Raw genomic sequence first — 23,357 nt, forward strand, 5'->3', positions numbered from 1 at the left:
AATTTACGATTTTGAACTTTAGCTAAAAAACAAACCTCTATTAAATCGCTTTAAAAGAGGTTGTTTTTTTATAATTTACGATTTTATTTTTAAAAAATGGTGGTTGTGCAACGGTTACCGCTGTTGGGAGAAGTGCTTCATTCTTCATTATATTCTATATTGATTTCTACAAAATTTTCAAGACCAGTTGCCTTCGTTTCTTCTAATTTTTGTTTTAAGCGTTCGGAGATTAAATATTCTGAATTATGTACATCGTGAATTAGAAATAAATCTTTAGGTTTTTTATGTAAAACTAATTTATAATAACTTACTCTGTCTGATAAATAAAAACGATTTTCAACATTAGAAGCATAATCATTTGCATTCTTTATTGATAACATTTCTATATTATTTCCCCACTCAAATTTTCTTGTATTTTCATTAAATAATCTTTCTTCGCTAAAAAATTTAGACTTTTCAAAATCAATCATTGAGTAATCAACATTACCTCTAACTAGTTGTAATAAATAATAATTATAATCAATTCCTTTAAATTCATAAATTGGTAATTTATACAATTTGTGATTCATTAAATTAAAATCTAATATTATTTTTTTTATTCTTTCTGAAATAATAAATCCACAACCATTCATTGTAGATGGGTAAATAAAATCGACCAATCTAAAGCCTCTTTTAAAAATTAATTTTGAAAACACAGGTTCTTTAGAATAAAACTCCCAAACATTCAAGTTCTGTTGAGAAAATTCATTGTCGGGATTGTATTTTGGATAATAATTTGGTTCGAAACCATCAATTATTGCTGTGTTTTTACTTTCTGTTGATGTACTTAAAATATAATATTTCATAATTTTTCAACTTAGTTTAATTTTTTGTGAGCGTTTTGCACTTTTTCTGTTTTTTTGAAATGTTTCAAAACCAAATTTTCTATAAAATCTATAGATTATGTAATTCTCCGGTTTTTTGGGCATTTTTGCCAACTTGTATTTAGCCGCCACAAACAAACATTGATAAATACCTATAACTGTTTGTAACTATTCGTAAATATATAAAAATCCTTAATTGCTTTAACACAATTAAGGATTTCAAATGTTTTATAAAACGAGTTATTGTTTTTCAATCCAAAGTCTTGCATTGACAAAAGCTTCAATCCACGGCGAAACTTCATCTTTTTTATCGGTTGGATAATACGCCCAATTCCAAGGAAAAGTAGAACGCTCAATGTGTGGCATCATTACCAAATGTCTTCCTGTTTTGTCACACATCATCGCTGTGTTGAAATCAGAACCATTTGGATTGGCAGGATAACCTTCGTAAGCATATTTGGCTACAATGTTGTATTTATCTTCAGCATAAGGTAATTTGAATTTTCCTTCACCATGAGAAATCCAAACACCAAGAGTAGTTCCAGCCAAAGTATTCAACATCACCGAATGATTTTCTTGAATCGTTACTGAAGTAAAACCGCTTTCGTGTTTGTGCGAATCGTTATGATGCATTTTTCCATGAACTTCATGTTCCGGATTGATTAATTCTAATTCCATAAACAACTGACAACCATTGCAAATTCCAACAGAAAGCGTGTCTTCACGTTCAAAGAATTTTTTCAGAGCAATGTTTGCTTTTTCGTTGTATTTGAATGCTCCAGCCCAACCTTTAGCCGAACCCAAAACATCCGAATTCGAGAATCCACCAACAGCTCCAATAAACTGAATGTCTTCCAAAGTTTCTCTTCCCGAAATCAAATCGGTCATGTGAACGTCTTTTACATCAAATCCAGCTAAGTACATAGCATTCGCCATTTCACGCTCAGAATTACTTCCTTTTTCACGAATAATAGCCGCTTTCGGACGAGGTTTTGTAGCATCAATCACAGGTTTCAATCCTGTAAAATGACTTGGAAATTGATATTGTAAAGGTTGATTAGGAATATTTTCAAAACGCTCTAGCGATTTTCCGTTTTTAGTTTGTTTTTGGTCGAGTAGGAAAGAGGTTTCAAACCACATTTCTCTATAATTTGAGATTTGAAATTTGAGATTTGAAATTTCAAGAATACCACTTTCTACAACATTTCCTATTTTGAATACATCCATTCCTTCAAATGCTTTTTCAAAAACAGTATCGTCATTTGCTTGAAGTACGATTCCGATATTTTCTGCAAATAGAACTTTGACTAAATCTTTTTCTTTGAAAGCATCAAAGGATATTTTTGCACCCAAATTTACATCAGCAAAACACATTTCTAATAAAGTTGTGATTAAACCACCACTTCCAATATCGTGTCCTGCAGCTATTTGTCTGTCTTTAATTAACTCTTGAATTGTATTGAATGCTTTTTTGAAAAATGCAGCATCTTTAATAGTTGGAGTTTCCGAACCAATTTTATTTAAGGTTTGGGCAAACGAACTTCCACCCAATTTGAAATCATCTTGCGATAAATTGATGTAGTAAATAGAACCTTTGTTTCTTTGTAAAACAGGTTCCACCACTTTAGTAATATTAGAACAATTTCCAGCAGCCGAAATGATTATGGTTCCAGGAGCAATCACTTCATCATTCGGATATTTTTGTTTCATTGAAAGCGAATCTTTTCCTGTAGGAATATTGATTCCCAATTCGATAGCAAATTCTGAACAAGCTTCAACAGCTTCATATAATCGTGCATCTTCACCTTCATTTTTACAAGCCCACATCCAGTTAGCAGAAAGTGAAACCGATTTTAAATTATCTTTTAAAGGCGCAAAAACAATATTTGATAAAGCTTCGGCAATCGCATTTCTACTTCCAGCTTTTGGGTCAATCAATGCCGAAATAGGAGCGTGCCCAATTGATGTTGCAATTCCTTCTTTTCCGTTATAATCCAATGCCATTACACCAACGTTATTCAATGGTAATTGCAATGGTCCAGCACATTGTTGTTTGGCAACTTTTCCACCAACACAACGGTCGACTTTATTTGTTAACCAATCTTTACAAGCAACAGCTTCTAGTTTTAAAACTTCTTCTAAATAAGCCGGAATATTTTCTTGCGAATAGTCTAAATCACTATAATTTCTAACAATAGTTTTGTCAGTCATAATGGTTTTAGGCGAACTTCCGAAAAAGTCTTCTAGCGCATAATCCATTGGTTTTGCACCAGTAGTTTTCGACTCAAAAGTAAATCTGTGGTCATTAGTAACATCACCAACTTGATACATTGGAGAACGTTCTCTGTCGGCAATTTTTTGAAGGGTATCGATATCTTTTTTACCAATAACCAATCCCATTCGTTCTTGCGATTCGTTACCAATAATTTCTTTAGCAGAAAGCGTTGGATCTCCAACAGGTAATTTATCTAAATCGATTAATCCACCAGTTTCTTCAACCAATTCTGATAGGCAATTCAAATGTCCACCAGCACCATGATCGTGAATAGAAACGATTGGATTGTTATCGCTTTCTACTAATCCACGAATGGCATTTGCAGCTCTTTTTTGCATTTCAGGATTTGAACGTTGAATCGCATTCAATTCAATTCCAGAACCAAAAGCACCAGTATCAGCAGAGGAAACTGCAGCTCCACCCATTCCAATTCTATAATTTTCACCACCAAGAATTACAATTTTATCGCCTTCTTGTGGTTTCTTTTTGATGGCTTGATCTAATTTTCCGTAACCAATTCCACCAGCTTGCATGATTACTTTGTCGTAACCTAGTTTCCTTGCATCGGAGCTTGTGGCAATCGTATCGGAGGCTGAGGCACTCGAAGCCTCACTATGCTCAAATGTCAAAACCGAACCAGTAATCAAAGGCTGTCCAAATTTATTTCCAAAATCAGAAGCTCCATTGGATGCTTTTATCAAAATATCCATTGGAGTTTGGTACAACCATTTTCTTTCAGGCATACCATTATTTTCATATGAACGATTGTTGGTCAATCTTGAATACGATGTCATGTAAACCGCAGTTCCAGCTAAAGGAAGTGAACCTTGTCCTCCAGCTAATCTATCGCGAATTTCTCCACCAGAACCAGTTGCTGCGCCATTAAAAGGTTCGACAGTTGTTGGGAAATTATGCGTTTCAGCTTTTAAAGAAAGTACAGAATCAAATTCTTTTTCTTGGTAAAAGTCAGGTTTATCAGCACTTTTGGGAGCAAACTGAGTCACTTTCGGACCTTTTACAAAAGCCACGTTATCTTTGTAAGCAGAAACAATATCGTTCGGATTTTCAGAAGATGTTTTTTTGATTAATTTGAATAAAGAACTTTCTTTTTCAACACCATCAATGATAAATGTTCCGTTGAAAATTTTATGACGACAATGTTCAGAATTAGCCTGTGAAAAAGCAAAAATCTCTGAATCAGTTAGTTTTCTATTTAATTTTTTAGATAGATTTTCTAAATAAATTACTTCTTCATCGTTTAGCGCCAAACCTTCTTGTTTGTTGTAAGTGGCAATATCTTCTATTTCTAAAATTGCTTCTGGTTGAATGTTAATAGTAAAAATATCTTGATTTAACTCCGTATATTTTTGCGAAAGCATTGGATCAAAATCAGAGAAATCACTTGAAACTTTTTCAAATTCTTCAATTCTGATGATGCCTTCGATTCCCATGTTTTGGGTGATTTCGACAGCATTGGTGCTCCAAGGAGTAACCATTGCGGCACGTGGACCAACAAAAAAATCCGCAAGTACGGATTTATCTATTTTATGTGCGTTGCCAAAAAGCCAATTTAATTTTGAGATAGTTTCTGCAGATAATTCTCCCGAACCTTCGGGATTGGTTTGAACAGCAAATACAGTAGCGGTTTCGTTTCCGAAAAAGTGAATCATTGTGTTGTGTTGTTGTGGTAGAGACAAGTCATCGACTTGACCTTACATTGTTGTGGTGCAAATTTAAGTCAAATAGTGTGGAGTGCCAAAAAAGAAGTAAATAGTTTTTATTAAATAATTAAAGGAGTTTTTATTTTTTCTCTAAAATAGTATTAAAATTTATAATTTTACTTTCTAAAAATAATGATTTAAGAAGGAAACCATTATTTAATAAATTTTTTAATCTTGGTTAAGGAAAAATAAGGAATATAAAATAAAACTTATATGAATAAAAAAATAGTTATTGTAGATACTGATTTAAATTCGATAAACTTTATCAAAGAAAATTTAGACCAAGAAAATTATGAAATTTTTGCTGCCAGTAGTACCGAAGAAGCAATAATTTTAATTGAAGAAAAAATACCCTGCTTAGTTTTGATTGATGTTGAAATGAATCTCGATAATGATAGAATACCACTAGGTGACTATCTTTTAAAGAAGGATATTGTACCTTATATTTATATGTCAAAAGAAACAACTATTATAAATATAGATATTACTAAAAAAACTCGCCCTTACGGTTTTCTAATGAAGCCCATTAGAAGTTTTGATTTGACTACATCATTAACATTTATATTAAATAATTTTTCACACCGAAAAATAGATATTGTTAGAGAAGAAATTTTAATTCCAGACATAGCTACTGTTGCTGTAAAAAAAAGCCATAAGTTATATAAACAACAATTACACTAATAACATAACACTTGACCAATTAGCCGAACTAACCAATCGCGATAGAAGTTATTTAATTAGATGTTTTAAAGATAAATTGAAAATATCACCATATCAATACATCTTAAAATTGCGAATTGATGAAGCCATGAGACTAATTGAAAACACGGATGACGCGCTATTATCAATATCTAAAAAATTAGGGTTTAGATCTCATCGCAATTTTTGTGATGCTTTTAAAAAGCAAACTGGACACACACCAATAAACTACAAATACATTAAAAGTATCCGAAAAGGCTAAAACTCTTTGGCACTACCCTTTCAAAATCTTTTTAATTTCTTCTAAACTTTTATCTTCAAAAAAAGCAGCAGGATTTACAACTTCTTCATCAATTAACTGCAATTGATGCAGTTGATGATGTGATGGTAAATCTAGATTACGCAAAGCAAATAAATCGTTGGGTGTGCAATTTAAGTGAGTGCAAAGTGTGGTGAGTTGCCTAAAATTTATTTGTACCGCTTCACTTTTTAACATCTTGTTAGCCGTATTACTGTTAATCCCTATTTTAAGTAAAAAAGCAAACGGACGAACGATGTTTCTTGCTATTAAAATAGGCGCAAGATGCAAAACTATACTACTATTATGAGGTTTTAAGCTACCTCGTTTCTTTTTTAGTGACATAAATTATAAATTTTATTATAAATATATAATAATTGTATACAATTGTATATTAAAAGTAACAAATTAATTTATATAAGTATAAATATAATTATTAATAATATAATTTAATTTATTAAAAGTAATTTTTTATATATTAAAAATAAAATTATATATATTAAAAGTATTAATTTGCACATTAAAAATATATTTTTATTTATTAAAAGTATTTAAAAGTTATTGAATGAATTTATTTTTAGATTAATTTAAATTTTAAAAAAATGTTAACGCATAATTATTTTAAAACAGATTTATTATTTTAGTAATCCTATTTCTAATCATTTAAAAACTTAAATTATGACAAAAGATCAAGAAGCTTTTTTTGGTATGGTGCTTAAAGTAAAGAACTTTAATGCTAAGAATGCTACAAGTATGACTGCTGTGCCTGCTGTTGCAGGGTTTTACACACAGTTAAATACTCTAATTACACAACTTATTACTGCCGATGTAGGCAGTAGAGCCGACCTTACCGGGTTTGCGCTTTCTAAATCGGTAAAACGAACTACACTTGAAACATTGAGTTTAAAAATTAGTAATGCAATTAGTTCTTACGCTTTAGTAAACAATGATGTCGTTTTGCAAAAAAGAGCAGATTTCCCTACTAGTAAATGGTATTCGTGCAGTGAAGAGGAATTGGTTACTCAAGCCAATATTATTAAAAATTTAGCAACACCAATAGCAGCAGCTTTAGCGCCGTTTGGAGCTGCTGCAACAGATGTTACAGCACATGGCACAGCACTAAATGCTTTTACAGACGCTATTTCTGACCCAACTCTCGCTATTGACCAGCGCAAGGAAGATAATGAAAAAGTGGTTGAAACTATAGACCAACTACGTACTTTACTAAATGAAAAGCTTGATGTATTGATGCGAAGTTTTGAGGTAAACAATCCTAGTTTGTTTGGTTTGTATCGTTCGGCACGCGCTATAGATTCTAATGGTTCTGTAATGGCGCCAACTACCATAGCAGATGTTTTGGCTAACACTACTAAGACGGTTCATACAGCAACACTATACAGCCCAGATACTTTTTATACAGTACAAAACATGGGTAATGAAGCGGTGTTGTTTAGCCTTTCTGCTGTAGTTGATACCGAAGGTGAAGAAAAAGTATTATTAAGCCCTGGAGAAACTCGCTCAAGACTTGCCGAAAATCTTTCACCAACTGGTGTTTATCTTACAGTGAAAAATGCGGCAGCTATTCCTGTAAAAATTAGGGTTTGGGTGGAGTAGTTTAAATTTTGTATTCTGTTTCAAAGGTCGTTCAAAAGTTTTGAGCGACTTTTTTGTTTTAGTAATTGCAAAAAAAAAGTGAGTGCAAAAATACTTTTGCACTCACAATTTTTAACCCCTAAATTTTGGTTTATGAAACAGATTTCAAACTTAATGAAAACGTTTTAAACTTACAAATTATTTTATTGTTTTATAAGTTTTAGTTGAACCGTTTTTTCATCATTCTTTACTTTAGCAATGTAGTAACCACTTGAAAATTGCGAAAGGTCGATTGTTACATTAGATCTGTTGTTTACTGTTTCACTAAAAACTTTTGCACCAAATAAATTGTAAACTTCTATAGTTTCATATTTTTCATTAACGTTTTCTAAATTGATAGTAAAGACACCATTACTTGGGTTTGGGTAAACAATTAAGTTCTCATCATCTAAAGTATTCTTCATCAAAGAAAATGATTCTATTGAAGTTGAATTAGTAGTATCTTCATTACCTTTTAATAACTGTTGTGGTATTACCTTTACTGTGACAATACCATTAGTGCAAGTAGTTGGACTGCCTGAGGCACAAATTTTATATACAAGTGAATAGGTTCCTACAGGAACAGTTGAACTAATTGTAATTAAACCATTTGATATATTAAGAGATATTCCTTGATGAGTAGAGCTAACAAATGATAAAATGGAATTTTGAACGATAGCTGAAGTACCGTTATATGTATCATTTGACCTAACATTAATATTTGAAGTACTAGTTACTCCAGATTGTACTGTTACTAAATCAGGGTTGGCAACCAAAACAGGAGGATTAACAATAACAGTTACTGTACCATTAGTACAAACGCTAAGGTTATTTATAGCACAAATTTTATAAACCAAATAATAAGTGCCAGGAGGAACAGTTGTTGGGTGTACAGCAACCCCACCACTTGTAGAACTAAGTAAAATACCTGGATGTGTAGTACTTACTAAAGTTAATTCCACATTTATAAGTGCAGCTGCCGTAACACCATTGTAAGTGTCATTTGAAAGAACACTACTATTAGGAATACTATTTACACCAAATGTAGTAATCACTATATCAGGATTAGTAATCAAAACTGGAGGAGAAACAATTATTGTCACAGTACCAATTACGCAAACTGTTGGACTTGAAACTGCACAAATTCTATATTTCAAAGTATATGTTCCAACAGGAACATTTGCATTTACATAAATCGAACCTGTTGTCGTATTTAAAAGAATTCCTGAACTCGTGCTGCTCACAAGAGATAAATTTGTATTTGATGCAGTTGCAACTGCGCCATTGAATGTATCATTTGCACGAACATTTGAAATTGATACACCTGCAACACCAAACATTGCTGTTCCACTATCTGAATTTGCTACTAATTGAGGAGCTGTAATAGTAATTGTAACTATACCATTAACACAAGTTGTTGGGCTAGCAATAGCACAGATTCTATAAGTTAAAGTATAAGTACCTACAGGAACATTAGCTGCTACATTAATAGCACCTGTTGAAGTAATTAAAAGAATTCCTGCATTAGTAGAACTTACAAACGACAATGTTGTATTAGAAGAAGTTGCAACCGCTCCATTAAATGTATCATTAGCACGAACATTTGAAATTGGCATACTTGCACCACCAAAAATTATAGTTGCACTGTCTGAATTTGCTACTAATTGAGGTGCAGCAACTGTAATAGTAACAACACCATTAACACAAGTCGTTGGGCTAACAACTGCACATATTCTATAAGTCAAAGTATAAGTACCTACAGGGACATTAGCAGCTACATTAACCGCACCTGTTGAAGCATTTAAAGTTATTCCTGCATTAGTAGAACTTACAAACGACAATGTTGTATTAGAAGATGTTGCAACTGCTCCATTGAATGTATCATTAGCACGAACATTTGAAATTGGTATACTCGCAACACCAAACATTGTAGTTGCACTATCTGAATTTGCTACTAATTGTGGTGCAGCAACTGTAATAGTAACAACACCATTAACACAAGTTGTTGGGCTAACAACTGCACATATTCTATAAGTCAAAGTATAAGTACCTACAGGAACGTTAGCAGCTACATTAACTGCACCTGTTGAAGCATTTAAAGTGATTCCTGTATTAGTAGAACTTACAAACGACAAAGTTGTATTAGAAGATGTTGCAACTGCTCCATTGAATGTATCATTAGCACGAACATTTGAAATTGGCGTACTTGCAACACCAAACATTGTAGTTGCACTATCTGAATTTGCTACTAATTGAGGTGCAACAACTGTAATAGTAACAATGCCATTAACACAAGTTGCTGGACTAGCTACTGCGCAGATTTTATAGGTTAAAGTGTAAGTACCTACCGGAACATTTGCAGCTACATTAACTGCACCTGTTGACGCATTTAAAGTGATTCCTGTATTAGTAGAACTTACAAACGACAAAGTTGTATTTGAAGATGTTGCAACTGCTCCATTGAATGTATCATTAGCACGAACATTTGAAATTGGCGTACTTGCAACACCGAACATTGTAGTTGCACTATCTGAATTTGCTACTAATTGAGGTGCAACAACTGTAATAGTAACAATAGCTGTATCACAGTTTGAAGTATTTCCAACTTCACAAATTTGATAAGTTAATGTGTAAGTACCGGCAAGGACATTAGCGGCAACATTAATAGCGCCAGTTGTGGTATTTAGAGTAATACCTGTATTTGTTGAGCTTATAGATGATAAAACTGTATTTGTAGAGGTTGCTGCTACTCCATTAAATGTATCATTAACTCTAACATTTGAAATAGGCGTACTTGCTGTACCACTTACAATATTCGCAACATCATCATTTGCAATTATTGGAGAAAGTGGTGTCGAGCATGTGGTTATAGTTTGTAAAAAAGTAGTTGAATTATTATTATTTCCAGAACCTAACTGACCAAATGTATTATCACCAGAACCATATAAAGTAGAATTGTTTTTAATTAATAAACTAAATCTATTTCCAACGCTTACAGTTTGCCAATCATTTTGAGTTCCAATTTGAGAAGGTATGATAGAATTTGTTGTTGTAGAATTTCCAAATTGCCCATTTGAATTAGTACCCCATGCCCATATTGTTCCATCAGTTTTTATAGCAAAGCTTGAATCGATGTAACCAATACTTACAAATTTCCATGAATTGGCAGATGAAATTAGAGTTGGAGTATTTCTATTGATATTTGTACCATCACCAAGTGCATAGTTACTGTTTAAACCCCAAGTGTAAAGTTTTCCATTATTTTTTATAGCTGCCGAAACATAATATCCTCCAGATGCTGAAATAGAATTCCAATCGTTATCTACTCCTACTTGTATTGGTGAACTTCTATTTACAGATGTTCCATCTCCTAGATTTCCATACGGATTATTTCCCCATGCCCATAATGTACCATTATTTTTGATTGCTAAAGAATAATTTACACCATTGTAAATTGTTTTCCAATCATTAGCTGTTCCTATTTGAATTGGTGAATATACATTTGAGGTAACAACTCCATTTCCTAAACAACCAAATATGTTATATCCCCAACCCCATAATGTTCCATCAGTTTTAATAGCATGAATGCATCCACCACTATTTGCCATTACTATTTTCCAATTGTTTGCAGTTCCAACTTGGGTAGGTAATAAAAAGTTAGTATTACTTGTAGATCCATTACCTAATCTACCATTATAGTTAAAACCCCAAGACCAAAGTGTTCCGTTTTGTTTTATCGCAAAGGCACAATTTATTGAAGTAGAAATTGATTTCCAATCATTTGCTGTTCCAACTTGACTAGGTATGTTTCTATTTATTGTGGTGCCATCTCCTAATTGTCCACCATTGTTTTCGCCCCAAGCCCATAAAGTGCCATCAGTTTTAATTGCCAGTGAATAGTAGCCTGATGATGATACAGTTTGCCAACATTGTGAGTAACCAATGAAATTTGAAATTAAGATTAGTGCGAAAAGGATTTTTCTTAAAGATTTTGCTTTATTTTTAAAAATATTTTTCATGATTTTATATGATTTAAAATGATTTTTTAACAGTTAATTTTTTAAATGCACATAAATCTCAAGGAGAACGAATATACAATAAGTATAATTTTTTCATAAACTGCGATGTTTTTTTAAATAACAACGCAGGCTAACTCTCATTTACTTATGCCAGAAGCCCGACCAAAGGCAGCAACAAAAAGCAAAAGGAACGCCTGCGTATTCGCAGACGTTTCCACTTTACCTTTCCCTTGTTGCTTTTTAATATGGTCGTATTTCTGGCAAGGAAAATTTTAAAGCGCAAACGCTATTATGTGTTTAATTTTTATCTTATTTCATTTTCAAATTTATCTAATGTATTTTATGGTATATATTCATAAGCACCAATTGTAGGTGGATTACTTCTTGGATTATTAATTATATCCTTTGAAACTTGAGGTATAAACGGAGTAGTACTATTTATTGCTGCAGAACCTGCAAGTACATTTAATTGATGTTTAGCTACGTTTTTAAAATTAGGGTTACCTGTAAAAAAGTTGTTAGTTCCAGTTAAAGCTAATTCGTTACTGGAGTTGTGTTTGATCAAATTATTGTTAAATGTACAATTTTGATTACTACTAGTATCAATAAATTTTTTAAATATTTCTTTTTGATTAGAACCATAAATGATACAATTTTTAAAAAATGTAGTAATAAATGGGTTAGTAGTAGTTTCATCAAGATAATCATCTAAATATACTGCTACTTGTTTGCTACTATTCCAGTTGTTGTTAAATGTGCAGTGGGTAAAATTATATTTTCCTCCAAAAACAAGTCCAACACAAAACTGTCCGCAATTATTTATTACGCAATTTATACCTTCTATTTCTGATGCTAAAGAATAAATACCTGCATAACTACAATTTAAAATTTTTGAATTGTTAATTTTCAACTTTGCAGTATTAGGATTGTTTATCGCATCAAGAGGTCTATTGTAAATACCAATTGTCGCATTTTTTATTGTTAAATGATTAATAAAATTTTGATTTGTTGAAAAATTGATAACTCCAAACCATTGACCAGGAACATTGTCAAAAGAATATTCTAATCGATCTCCTTCAAATATAACTTCGTCTTCAATGTTATTATTAATGGGGTCTCCAATATTTAATGTTCCATTTTGGGCAACCATAATCCCAGCTCCATCATGAAAATAGACTTTAGCACCTGGTTCAATGTTAAGAGTTTCGCCATCAGGTACAAAAGCAAAACCATAGATTACATAGGGTTTATTAGTGTTCCAATTGAGAAGAGGACCACTTAATATTTTTCCTCTAGGATATGCAGGTTGTTGATTTGTACCAAAGTTGTACGGAACAGTTTCATAGTTATATCCACCTACATTATTTAATGTACGATTTGGATAAATGAAAATAGCATCTTGAATTAAAGTCACCAATTCAACCGTTTGCGGCGCTCCAGTTACATTAGTAAATTGTATTTGGTCAGTGTAAAGAAAATCAGTAGGATTAGCACTTGCAACATCACTTGTAACTTCAATGAAAACAAACAAACTGTCTTTAGCAAGCAATTCTACATTACTAAAGATTTTACCTTGAGCACCAGCATCTCCAGTCATTCCGTCAATCATTAATCGGTACTTAGAGTTGATGCCTTTTCCTAATTGAACTTTAGGAATTGAGATATCTTTGTCACTTTTGTTGTAAACTTTTAATCTGTAGGTACTTGAACCAATGTTAGTAAAAACTGTATCCAAATAAACGGTGTCTTTTGAAAATGATAATCCGCCAGTATTCGGTTCAAATTCAAAGTCTTTTCTACAAGAACTTAGAGCAATAGTTATAAATAATAAAAAAAGTAATTTACGCATGGATCACTGAATTTTGGTAAATGTATGTAATAATTTGAAAATTCAAAAATAGATAACGTCAAAAGTTACTTATTAGTTTACTTACTAATCAAGTAATTTAAAAATGACTAATTTTGTATAAAATTATTGCTATGTCATTTGATAAAGAAAAGATGTTACAACTATGTAACGAGTGGTCTAAAAATACTTTGATGCAAACATTAGAGATTGAATACATCGACGCTGGAGAGGATTTTCTAGTGGCAACGATGCCTGTAAATCCAAGAGTGCATCAACCCATGGGATTGTTGCATGGTGGAGCTTCTGTTGCTTTAGCAGAAAGCGTTGGAAGTGCAGCATCTATTATGTTTGTTAATCCAGAAAAACAAGAGGTTCGTGGAATTGAGATTTCTGCCAACCATGTAAGAAGTAAACGTGAAGGAATGGTAACAGCGACAGCCAAAATCCTTCACAAAGGAGCAAGTATTCACCTTTGGGAAATTAGGATTGTAGATGAAGCCGATAGATTAATATCGTTATGTAAATTAACGAATATGATTTTACCAAGTAAAGGACGATGAGTTTCTTATTTCAAAAAGTAAAAGAGCAGTTTAATAACAAACTTCCATTTGTTTGTTATTGCAAACCCAATTCCGACAAGATAATTGCTTTTCTTCAGAAAAATGATGCGTTATTTGAACTTGAAAATGATAGAAGTGGTTTTGCATTTGTATCTTTTGATAATCAAAAGCGGTATCTAATTCCTGAGGATAATTCGGATATTTATTTTGAAACAATATCAAATTCTGATTTTATTTTTGAAAATACTTTTAAATCAGAAACCAATTTAGAGGAAAAAGTTAAGTTTGAGAGTTTGGTAAAAAAAGGAATTGACTCTATTCAAAATGGAACATTTGAAAAAGTAGTTTTATCAAGAAAAGAGATTACACAAGTTGATAATTTTGATATTGAATTGGTTTTTAGAAAACTACTATTTAATTACAAATCGGCTTTTAAATATTCTTTTTATCATCCTAAAATTGGTTTTTGGATGGGTGCAACACCAGAACAGTTTTTAAAAATTGACGAAAATTTAATTAAAACTGTTTCTTTAGCTGGAACACAATTAAACACTGGTTTAGAATTGATTAAGTGGCAAGATAAAGAAATTGTTGAACAGCAAATAGTTACCGATTTCATTGTAAATAATTTAAAATCATTTTCAGAAAATGTAACTTATTCGAAACCTTATAATCAACAAGCTGGAAATTTAGTGCATCTTAAAACAGATATTCAAGCTGAAGTTGAGGATAGGATTAGTATTCCGAATATTATCGATTCTTTACATCCAACACCAGCTGTTTGCGGATTTCCAAAAGAGGTTGCCAAACAATTTATTCTTGAAAACGAAGGTTATAATAGAGAATTTTATGCAGGATTTTTAGGAGAATGGAATAAGGATTTTCAAACCTTTAAAGAAGAACAAACGGATTTATTTGTGAACTTGCGATGCATGAAAATTGAAAATAAAGAAGTAAATTTATATATTGGTTGCGGAATTACAAAAGATAGTAATCCTGAAAAAGAGTTTATTGAAACACAAAACAAGTCTTTGACTATTAAAAATGTATTATAAAATTAGATAATCATTACACAATATTAAAAATGAAACTAGATATATTAGCATTTGGCGCTCATCCAGACGATGTCGAATTGGGTTGTAGCGGAACTATTGCCAAAGAAATTTCTCTTGGGAAGAAAGTCGGAATTATCGATTTGACTCGTGGTGAATTAGGAACTCGTGGTTCAGTTGAAATTCGTAATTCGGAATCAGCTAAGGCTTCTCAAATTCTGGGTGTTTCTGTTAGAGAAAATCTTGATATGCGAGATGGTTTCTTTGTAAACGATGAAGCACATCAGTTGAAAATCATCGAAATGATAAGAAAGTACCAACCTGAAATCGTGCTTTGTAACGCTATTGATGATAGACATATCGATCATGGAAAAGGAAGTAAATTAGTTTCTGATGCTTGTTTTTTATCAGGTTTACGAATGATTGAAACAGAATGTAATGGTGAAAAGCAAAGTGCTTGGCGACCAAAAGTTGTATATCATTACATTCAATGGAAAAATTTGGAACCCGATTTTGTAGTAGATATTTCAGATTTTATGGAAGTTAAAATGCAATCAATTTTAGCATATGGCTCACAATTTTATGATCCAAATTCTAAAGAACCAGAGTCTCCTATAAGTTCGAAAAATTTCTTAGATAGTGTAAAATATAGAGCCCAAGACTTAGGAAGAATAACTGGTGTTGCTTACGCTGAAGGATATACTGTAGAAAGATATTTGACAGTCAATAGCTTAAGTGATTTGAAATAATTTTTTTAAATTTTTCTTTGTAAAATAAAACTTTTGCAATACATTTGCACTCGTTAAAAATGGTGGTTGTAGCTCAGCTGGTTAGAGTATTGGTTTGTGGTGCCGAGGGTCGCCGGTTCGAACCCGGTCAGCCACCCTTAATTAAAAAGCCTTGAAGAAATTCAAGGCTTTTTTCGTTTATATAGTTTAAATGTTATTCTGTAGCCATTCGTTTTAAAATTGCCCATTGTTTTAAGGCTGTTCGAGCGTCTACTGCTGGATATCCTAAAACAGTTTTTCCTGCTTCAACATCGGCTGCAACTCCAGAACCTGCTCCAACTATAGCTCTGTCACCAATAGTTAAATGGTCTTTTATAGAAGCACTTCCTCCAATCATAACTCCATTTCCTAAAGTTACTGAACCAGCAAGACCGCTATTTCCTGCCATGATACAGAATTTTCCAAGTTTACTATTGTGTCCAATTTGAACTAAATTATCAATCTTACATCCATCACCAAGAATTGTTGAACTGAATTTTCCTCTATCTACAGAAGAGTTTGCACCAATTTCTACATTATTTCCAAGTATTACATTACCAATTTGTGGAATTTTTGCCAATCCTCTTTCAGGACATGGTCTAAAGCCAAAGCCATCAGCGCCAATAGTACAATTAGGATGTAAAATACAATAGGCACCAACATGACATCTTTCACGTACCACAGCTCCAGGCCAAATCACAGTATTGTTTCCAATAGTCGATTCGTCAAGAATGGTTACATTAGGATATAAAGTAACATTTTCGCCTAAAACTACATTTGGACCAACATAACATCCAGCTCCAATTCTAGAACCATTTCCAATTTTTGCAGAGGCATCAATGGTAGCTGTTGGATGAATTTCGTGACTAAATTGTGGAGTAGGTGGTGCAAACATCTCAAGAACTTGAGACATCGCTAAATCGGCATTTTTTACTTTTATGAACACTCGATTTTCACCTGGTTCTATTGAAATATCTTGGTTTACTATCGCAGCACAAGCTTTTGAAGCAGCCCAATATTTTTCGTATTTTTTATTTCCAATGAAAGAAATTTCATTTTCAGTAGCTACTTCTAATTGCTCTGGAGCAGTTATCGTGTTGTTGGTAGTTCCGATAATTTCACCATTTAGAATGGCATTAATTTCCTGAATTGTATAATTTTTCATTTAATTTGGTTTGGTTATAGCTTTCAAATTAAGTAAATAGTTTTCATATTCACTAATTATTAGTTAAATGCCTTATTTATTTTTGAAAATATTTTACTTTTGTTTCTACAATTTTAAAAGATGAAATATTTATTAATATTATTTTTAGCTCCAATCTTAACCTTTGGACAGATCGAAAGAGCAATTAAGCTTAAAGTTGCTGTGATGCAAAATTTTGTTGCCAAAGGAGCAGAAGGTGAAACTATGTTCTGGCAAACAAAAGGTAGGATTACTTTCGGAATTGTAAATTATACTGAAGAACAAAATCCAATTTTTAAGGATTTATTCATTAGTCAATATAAAGAATTACTTGTTATTTATAACAAAATGAATGTTTCCGAAGATGAAAGAGATACGGCTCTATATATTAAAACCTTGATTCGTCAAGAGCAAGATTATAGAAATCTATTAACCAAAGAACAACTGAAATTATATCTAGATAAATTAGCCGATTTCGAATTAAATAATCCACAAGCACATGATTCTTATTCGTCTTTATTTTTTTCAGAAAAATTATTAAAGGAATTTATTTCAAAATTCTAATATAAAAAAAAGCTCTGAATATTCAGAGCTTTTTTATTTATAATCTATTTACCATCTTTATCTACTACTATTCGTGCCTCTCTGTTGGCTATTTCCCATACAATTGAAAAGGCTAATTGGGTTCTTTTTGCTAATGCATCAAACTCAATTTTATCGACTTCATCAGTTGCTTTATGGTAATCAGCATGAACTCCATTAAATAAAAATACTGATGGAATTCCATTTTTAGCAAAGTTATAATGATCGGAACGATAGTAAAAACGATTTTTATCGTTTCTGTCATTGTATTTATAATCCAAAGTTAATTTGGTGTATTTATTATTTACTGCTTCGCAAATATTGTATAAATCGGTTGAAAGATAATCGGAACCAATTACATAAACATAATTGTTTGAATCAGCATGTGCTTCATCACGACGTCCAATCATGTCAATATTTACATCAGCAACAGTATTAGCTAAAGGAAACAAAGGATTTTCAGAATAATATCTTGAGCCATGTAATCCGTGCTCTTCTCCAGTTACGTGAAGTATTAGTATGGAACGTTTTGGTCCGTGACCTTCTTTTTTGGCCTTCTGAAAAGCTTGTGCAATTTCTATTAAACCAACAGTTCCAGAACCATCATCATCGGCACCATTATAAACTTCGCCATTTTTCATTCCAACATGGTCATAATGTGCCGATACAACTATAATTTCTTCTGGTTTTTCAGAACCTTCAATGAAAGCCCAGATGTTTTCTGAATCAGGTAGTTTAGGACTAAACCCTTTTTTCATGTATTCAGAAGGCACTTTTTGGTAATAGCTATCAGCTCCTTTTGGAAAAGGAATTCCCATTTTTTTGTATTGTTCAATAATATAGTTTCCTGCTTTTTTTTGACCTTCACTTCCTGTATTTCTGCCTTCCATTTCATCGGATGCAATAACGGTGAGATTAACTTTAAGTTCTTCAGCAGTGATTGAGTTAACATAGCTATTAACATCTAAGGGTTTAGCTGTTTTGGTAGCTGGACTTTTTTGAGTTCCAGAACACGATAATAGTATTAGCGCTAAACCTGTAATTAGTATTTTTTTCATATTAGTGAATGGTTATAAATGAGTAGATGATGAAAAACATTAAAACAAAAAACATCAAAATTGTATTTAGAAATAGAAGCAAACTACTTTTTATGAATGATGTTATTCGAGTACCTTGATAGAAATTTTTACTTGCTCTGTAAAAGTAATATATAAACCAAATAGGAATAATTAAGTTCAATGAAATATCAATGGTTTCTGTAACTCCATTTTCTCCAAATAGATAAATAAATTCAATTAAAAATGTTGAAATTAAAATTATTAAAAGCATGAAAGAAAAGTAATGCAAAGTAAAAATACCATGATCAAAATAGTACCATTTCTTTTTATCATAAAAGAGCCATAATAAAAAGGCAAATAAAGGCATGTAAATAAATAATGCTTTTGGAATGTTGCGTTTGAAAGATTCTATAAATGCAGGAATTATTTCTTCATTGTCTTTATTTTGAGTTACTTTCATTAACTTTCTTGCAAACCAATAACTAACAGGATTTAACTTATCTTTTCCATATTTTTGTAAAGAATCCATTTGTTTGATGGATTTATATTTTTTACCACCAAATGCGAAATCTACCCTTTGTTTTTCTTCAGATTTTTGGGTGTAATCTAATAAAGTATCGTATTCTTTTTTAGATAATTTTCCTTCATTTAATAAGGATTTTAATTTTAATTCTTGAGGAGAAACGTCAACAGAATCTTCCTTGACTTCACTTTCTTTAATTTTTAAAAGTCCAACACTTGTTGTTTTAGACTGCTTTTTTTCTGTTTTAGCTTCCTCAGCTTTAATTTCTTCTTCAATATCACTTGGTAAAAGTGAAATTAGAAAAAAAGTAACAAAACTTATAAAAATATACAACCTTATAGGAGCAAGGTAAGACAATCGTTTTCCAGATAAATATTCTTTTGTAAGTGAAGCTGGTCGAAGTAATAGATTTTTAATAGTTTTCCAAAAAGCATTCTCATAATGCGTTAAATCTTCAAAGAAATGCACAAACAAATGATAAAACGTTTTACGAGATTCAGTGTTTTCTTGACCACAATTGGGACAAAAGCGACCTGCAACAACGTGATTGCAATTCAAACAAGTTTTATCTTCTCTTAAAGGACTTTTGTGCGACATAAAGTAAACGATATTTTATGTTGTAAAGCTATTAAAAAAAATTAGTTTTACTTTTGATACTATTAATTAGTTATAAAATTTTATTTTTGTTACAAATACATTTAGAATATGCAATCAAAAGCCACAACACCTGAACAATATTTAGCAGAACTCCCAGAGGATAGAAGAGAAGCTATGTCAAAACTTCGTGAAATAACGTTACAAAATCTTCCAAAAGGTTTTGAAGAGCAAATTAGTTATGGTATGTTGGGGTATGTTGTGCCACATTCTATCTATCCAAATGGTTATCATTGTACACCTGAATTGCCTTTGCCTTTTTTCGCCATCGCTTCTCAAAAGAATTCTATAAACATCTACCACATGATGGTTTATTCTGATAAAAATCTACACGATTGGTTTTCGGCTGAATATCCTAAATATTGTAAATCAAAATTAGATATGGGAAAAAGTTGCATACGCTTTAAGAAAATGAACGATATTCCTTATGATTTAATTGGAGAATTACTTTCAAAAGTTACTGTAGAACAATGGATTTCTGAATATGAAAATACGCTAAAAAAATAATAATGTTAGATATAGTAAAAGAAAATTACAGTGCCATTTTTGAAGAAAAACTTCTGGAAGAAATAGCTCAAGTAGCAAGAATCTATGATTTTAAGGAAGGAGATGTGCTGATAGATTTTGGTGATTATATCAAAAATATGCCATTATTATTGAAAGGCGCTATCAAAATTCTAAGAGAAGATTTTGATGAAGGTGAACTATTATTATACTTCATAGAAAAAGGAGATACTTGTGCCATGACAATGGCTTGTTGCCTTGGAGATACTAAAAGCGAAATTAAAGCTGTAGCCGAAACCGATGTGAAACTAATCATGATTCCGGTCAATAAAATGGAAGAATGGTTGGGAAAATACAAATCATGGCGCAATTTTGTTTTCAATAGCTACAACAATCGATTGAAAGAAATGTTAACAGCAATTGATAATTTGGCATTTATGAATATGGACGAACGTCTTTTGAATTATCTTTTTGAGAAAGCAAAAATCAATAAAACGAATCACGTTCAAAACACCCATCAAGAGATTGCCTATGATTTGCATACTTCACGTGTAGTAATTTCAAGATTGCTAAAAGCTTTAGAAAACGAAGGAAGAATAAAATTGCATAGAGCTTCCATTGAAATTGTTGTATAATTGTAACAATAGTTACGCAATTTAAAAGTATAAATACGAACCTTTGTTCCGCAAAATTTAATAAATGGAAATATCTCATATAATTGGATACATTTTAGCGGTTTTTGTTGGAATCACTCTTGGTTTGTTAGGAAGTGGTGGATCAATTTTATCGGTTCCCATTTTAGTATATGTTATGGGTGTCGAACCTATTTTAGCAACAGCCTATTCTTTATTTGTAGTTGGAACAACAGCATTATTTGGTGGAGTTCAAAAGGCAAAACAACAATTAGTCGATTTTAAAAAAGTAGTTTTATTTGGTGTTCCCACAATTCTAGCCGTATTCTTAACACGAAAATTCATTGTGCCCAATATTCCTGAAGTTATCTTTTCTACAACTTCATTTACATTGCATAAATCGGTTTTGATAATGGTTGTTTTTGCCATTGTTATGATTGCTGCATCTATCAGAATGATAAAACCTTTAAAAGAAAAAATCATTAACGATGATAGCAAACTAAACTATATTGCAATTTTTTATCAAGGACTTTTTATAGGATTGGTAGCAGGATTCGTTGGTGCTGGTGGCGGATTTTTAATTATTCCTGCCTTATTGTTTTTAGCAAAAACTCCAATGAAAATGGCAGTCGGGACATCACTTTTTATTGTTTCAGTTCAATCATTAATAGGTTTTATTGGTGATATTCGTCCAGAACAAAATTTGGATTGGAATTTAATTATAATCTTCACAGTTTGCTCTATAATTGGTGTTTTTATAGGGAGTTATCTTTCTAAAAAAATCGAAGGAGAAAAACTCAAAACAGGTTTCGGATGGTTCGTTCTCGCCATGGGAATTTACATTATCATCAAGGAGACTTTCTTTGGTAACATCTGATATTTATCATATTTTCTAATTTTTTGTTCCTCTATTTTTGATAAAATTTTTATCTTATGAAATTAGAGCAAATTTATACTGGATGTATCGCAGAAGCTGCCTATTACATCACTTCCAATGGAGAAGCAGCAATTGTTGATCCTTTAAGAGAAACCCAACCTTATTTAGATAGATTAGAACGTGATAATGTAAAGTTAAAATATATTTTTGAAACCCATTTTCATGCCGATTTTGTTTCAGGTCATATAGATTTAGCAAAGAAAACTGGAGCTACAATTGTTTATGGACCAACTGCAATGAAAACAGGTTTTGAAATGCACGTTGGAACGGATGGCGAAATTTTTAAAGTTGGCGGAATTGAAATCAAGCTTATTCACACGCCAGGTCACACTATGGAAAGTTCTTGTTTTTTAGTTTCAGATGAAGATGGAAAAGAGCAAGGATTTATTTCTGGTGATACTTTATTTATTGGAGATGTTGGTCGTCCTGATTTAGCACAACATGTCATTGCCGATTTAACTCAAGACAAATTAGCACGCCATTTGTATCATTCGCTTCGCACTAAAATTATGCCTTTATCAGATGATTTAATTGTGTATCCAAATCACGGTGCTGGTAGTGCTTGTGGTAAAAATATGAGTAAAGAAACTACTGATACACTTGGTAATCAAAAGAAAACCAATTATGCTTTGCAAGAAATGACCGAAGATGAATTTGTAGAAGCAATTTTAACTGGATTGACAACGCCACCACAATATTTTCCAAAAAATGTATTGATGAACATTCAAGGTTACGATTCGTTAGATTCAATCATGAAGAAAGGTCAAAAAGCATTTTCAGTAAATGAATTTGAAGTACTTATTAACGAAACGAAAGTTTTAATTCTGGATACACGAAGAGCCGAAATTTTCGCAAAAGGATTTATCCCAAATAGTTTAAATATTGGTTTAGAGAGCAATTTTGCTTCTTGGGTTGGCGAATTGATTTTAGACATCAAACAAGAAATTATAATTGTTGCAGAAAATAATGAAAAAGTAAAAGAAGCTATTATTCGTTTATCGCGTGTAGGTTACGACAATGCCATAGGATATTTAGATGGCGGATTTGAAGCATGGCAAAACGCAGGAAAAGAAATTAATATCGTTCACAGAATTACTGCCGAGCAACTTGAAAAACACTGCAATCAAGAAAAACAAATTATTATTGATGTTAGAAAAGTTAGCGAATTCCAATCAGAACATTTGGTAGATGCAATCAATATTCCATTAAATGTTTTGCACAATCATTTAGCTGAATTTCCTAAGGAAATGCCTTTCATATTGCATTGCGCAGGTGGTTATCGTTCCATGATTGCAGCTTCCATGTTAAAGCAAAAAGGGTTTGACAATTTTGTTGATGTCATTGGTGGTTTCGCAGCTATAAAAGACACCAATTTGGCTAAAACAGATTACGTTTGTCCTTCTACATTGTTATAGAAAAATTATTTAGTTTATTTTTAAAAAGCATCAGTTATTTAATTGATGCTTTTTATTTGTTAAAATGTAACAAAAGTTACGCTATTATCGTTCAAAACTGATTAATTTTACATTATCAAATTAATGATATAGGT

General features: G+C 31.9%; 19 protein-coding genes and 1 tRNA gene. 12 read left to right on the forward strand and 8 right to left on the reverse strand.

The genetic code is table 11. From position 1 onward, the window contains the following. Positions 1–137: 137 nt before the first annotated feature. Positions 138–845 carry a hypothetical protein gene (locus ACIQ06_RS09470; protein WP_396145759.1) on the reverse strand — a complete coding sequence of 236 codons (708 nt, stop codon included), beginning with the start codon at positions 843–845 and terminating at the stop codon, positions 138–140. A gap of 258 nt (positions 846–1,103) precedes the next feature. Beyond that, positions 1,104–4,808, reverse strand: coding sequence for a phosphoribosylformylglycinamidine synthase (gene purL / locus ACIQ06_RS09475; RefSeq protein ID WP_396145760.1), 3,705 nt, complete (start codon positions 4,806–4,808; stop codon positions 1,104–1,106). Positions 4,809–5,072: 264 nt separating this feature from the next. Here purL and ACIQ06_RS09480 point away from each other — a divergent pair, with 264 nt between their 5' ends. Together ACIQ06_RS09480 and ACIQ06_RS09485 are read left to right on the forward strand one after the other, a co-directional pair. Further along, positions 5,073–5,540, forward strand: a complete 468-nt coding sequence (locus ACIQ06_RS09480; RefSeq protein ID WP_396145761.1) for a response regulator — start codon at positions 5,073–5,075, stop codon at positions 5,538–5,540. 4 nt (positions 5,541–5,544) lie between these two features. Next, entirely contained in the window at positions 5,545–5,820 is a 276-nt protein-coding gene (locus ACIQ06_RS09485) for a helix-turn-helix domain-containing protein (RefSeq protein ID WP_396145871.1), read from the forward strand. 12 nt (positions 5,821–5,832) lie between these two features. On the opposite strand, the gene ACIQ06_RS09490 is transcribed toward ACIQ06_RS09485, so the two are convergent. Then, positions 5,833–6,201: a helix-turn-helix domain-containing protein gene (locus ACIQ06_RS09490; RefSeq protein WP_396145763.1), complete on the reverse strand. Its 369-nt coding sequence runs from the start codon at positions 6,199–6,201 to the stop codon at positions 5,833–5,835. 333 nt (positions 6,202–6,534) lie between these two features. On the opposite strand from ACIQ06_RS09490, the gene ACIQ06_RS09495 reads away from it, so the two are divergent. Next, positions 6,535–7,470 (forward strand): hypothetical protein, encoded by a 936-nt coding sequence (locus ACIQ06_RS09495; RefSeq protein ID WP_396145765.1) that lies wholly within the window; start codon positions 6,535–6,537, stop codon positions 7,468–7,470. A 182-nt stretch (positions 7,471–7,652) separates the two neighbouring features. Here the strand turns inward: ACIQ06_RS09495 and ACIQ06_RS09500 are convergent, their stop codons facing one another. After that, complete coding sequence (locus ACIQ06_RS09500) at positions 7,653–11,507, reverse strand: T9SS type A sorting domain-containing protein (protein ID WP_396145767.1); 3,855 nt, start codon at positions 11,505–11,507, stop codon at positions 7,653–7,655. Between the two features lie 340 nt (positions 11,508–11,847). Next, a complete protein-coding gene (locus tag ACIQ06_RS09505) occupies positions 11,848–13,356 on the reverse strand; it encodes a right-handed parallel beta-helix repeat-containing protein (RefSeq protein WP_396145769.1) in 1,509 nt (502 codons plus the stop codon). Positions 13,357–13,487: 131 nt separating this feature from the next. Here ACIQ06_RS09505 and ACIQ06_RS09510 point away from each other — a divergent pair, with 131 nt between their 5' ends. From ACIQ06_RS09510 to ACIQ06_RS09525, 4 genes are all read left to right on the forward strand, one after another. Beyond that, positions 13,488–13,916, forward strand: a complete 429-nt coding sequence (locus ACIQ06_RS09510) for a hotdog fold thioesterase (RefSeq protein WP_298305333.1) — start codon at positions 13,488–13,490, stop codon at positions 13,914–13,916. Next, a complete protein-coding gene (locus tag ACIQ06_RS09515) occupies positions 13,913–14,971 on the forward strand; it encodes an isochorismate synthase (protein WP_396145771.1) in 1,059 nt (352 codons plus the stop codon). The genes ACIQ06_RS09510 and ACIQ06_RS09515 overlap by 4 nt, the downstream gene beginning before the upstream one ends. 29 nt (positions 14,972–15,000) lie before the next feature. After that, positions 15,001–15,717, forward strand: a complete 717-nt coding sequence (bshB1, locus tag ACIQ06_RS09520) for a bacillithiol biosynthesis deacetylase BshB1 (protein ID WP_396145773.1) — start codon at positions 15,001–15,003, stop codon at positions 15,715–15,717. A 62-nt stretch (positions 15,718–15,779) separates the two neighbouring features. After that, a tRNA-His gene (locus tag ACIQ06_RS09525) sits at positions 15,780–15,853 on the forward strand. A 57-nt stretch (positions 15,854–15,910) separates the two neighbouring features. On the opposite strand, the gene lpxD is transcribed toward ACIQ06_RS09525, so the two are convergent. Beyond that, complete coding sequence (gene lpxD, locus ACIQ06_RS09530) at positions 15,911–16,900, reverse strand: UDP-3-O-(3-hydroxymyristoyl)glucosamine N-acyltransferase (protein ID WP_396145775.1); 990 nt, start codon at positions 16,898–16,900, stop codon at positions 15,911–15,913. Positions 16,901–17,020: 120 nt separating this feature from the next. On the opposite strand from lpxD, the gene ACIQ06_RS09535 reads away from it, so the two are divergent. Further along, entirely contained in the window at positions 17,021–17,482 is a 462-nt protein-coding gene (locus tag ACIQ06_RS09535) for a hypothetical protein (protein ID WP_344816712.1), read from the forward strand. 44 nt (positions 17,483–17,526) lie between these two features. On the opposite strand, the gene ACIQ06_RS09540 is transcribed toward ACIQ06_RS09535, so the two are convergent. Beyond that, entirely contained in the window at positions 17,527–18,558 is a 1,032-nt protein-coding gene (locus tag ACIQ06_RS09540; RefSeq protein WP_396145777.1) for a M28 family metallopeptidase, read from the reverse strand. Position 18,559: 1 nt separating this feature from the next. After that, positions 18,560–19,678 (reverse strand): DUF3667 domain-containing protein, encoded by a 1,119-nt coding sequence (locus tag ACIQ06_RS09545; protein ID WP_396145779.1) that lies wholly within the window; start codon positions 19,676–19,678, stop codon positions 18,560–18,562. A 108-nt stretch (positions 19,679–19,786) separates the two neighbouring features. On the opposite strand from ACIQ06_RS09545, the gene ACIQ06_RS09550 reads away from it, so the two are divergent. The 4 genes from ACIQ06_RS09550 to ACIQ06_RS09565 all read left to right on the forward strand — a co-directional run bounded on the left by ACIQ06_RS09550 (position 19,787) and on the right by ACIQ06_RS09565 (position 23,223). Beyond that, entirely contained in the window at positions 19,787–20,242 is a 456-nt protein-coding gene (locus ACIQ06_RS09550) for a DUF1801 domain-containing protein (protein ID WP_396145781.1), read from the forward strand. 2 nt (positions 20,243–20,244) lie between these two features. Further along, complete coding sequence (locus ACIQ06_RS09555; protein WP_396145783.1) at positions 20,245–20,874, forward strand: Crp/Fnr family transcriptional regulator; 630 nt, start codon at positions 20,245–20,247, stop codon at positions 20,872–20,874. 64 nt (positions 20,875–20,938) lie between these two features. Next, the gene (locus ACIQ06_RS09560) at positions 20,939–21,748 is read left to right on the forward strand and encodes a sulfite exporter TauE/SafE family protein (protein ID WP_396145785.1); all 810 of its coding nucleotides are present in this window, start codon (positions 20,939–20,941) and stop codon (positions 21,746–21,748) included. A 56-nt stretch (positions 21,749–21,804) separates the two neighbouring features. Further along, a complete protein-coding gene (locus tag ACIQ06_RS09565) occupies positions 21,805–23,223 on the forward strand; it encodes a rhodanese-like domain-containing protein (RefSeq protein WP_396145787.1) in 1,419 nt (472 codons plus the stop codon). Positions 23,224–23,357 lie beyond the last annotated feature (134 nt).

The organism is Flavobacterium sp. (assembly GCF_044341265.1).
Taxonomy (GTDB): domain Bacteria; phylum Bacteroidota; class Bacteroidia; order Flavobacteriales; family Flavobacteriaceae; genus Flavobacterium.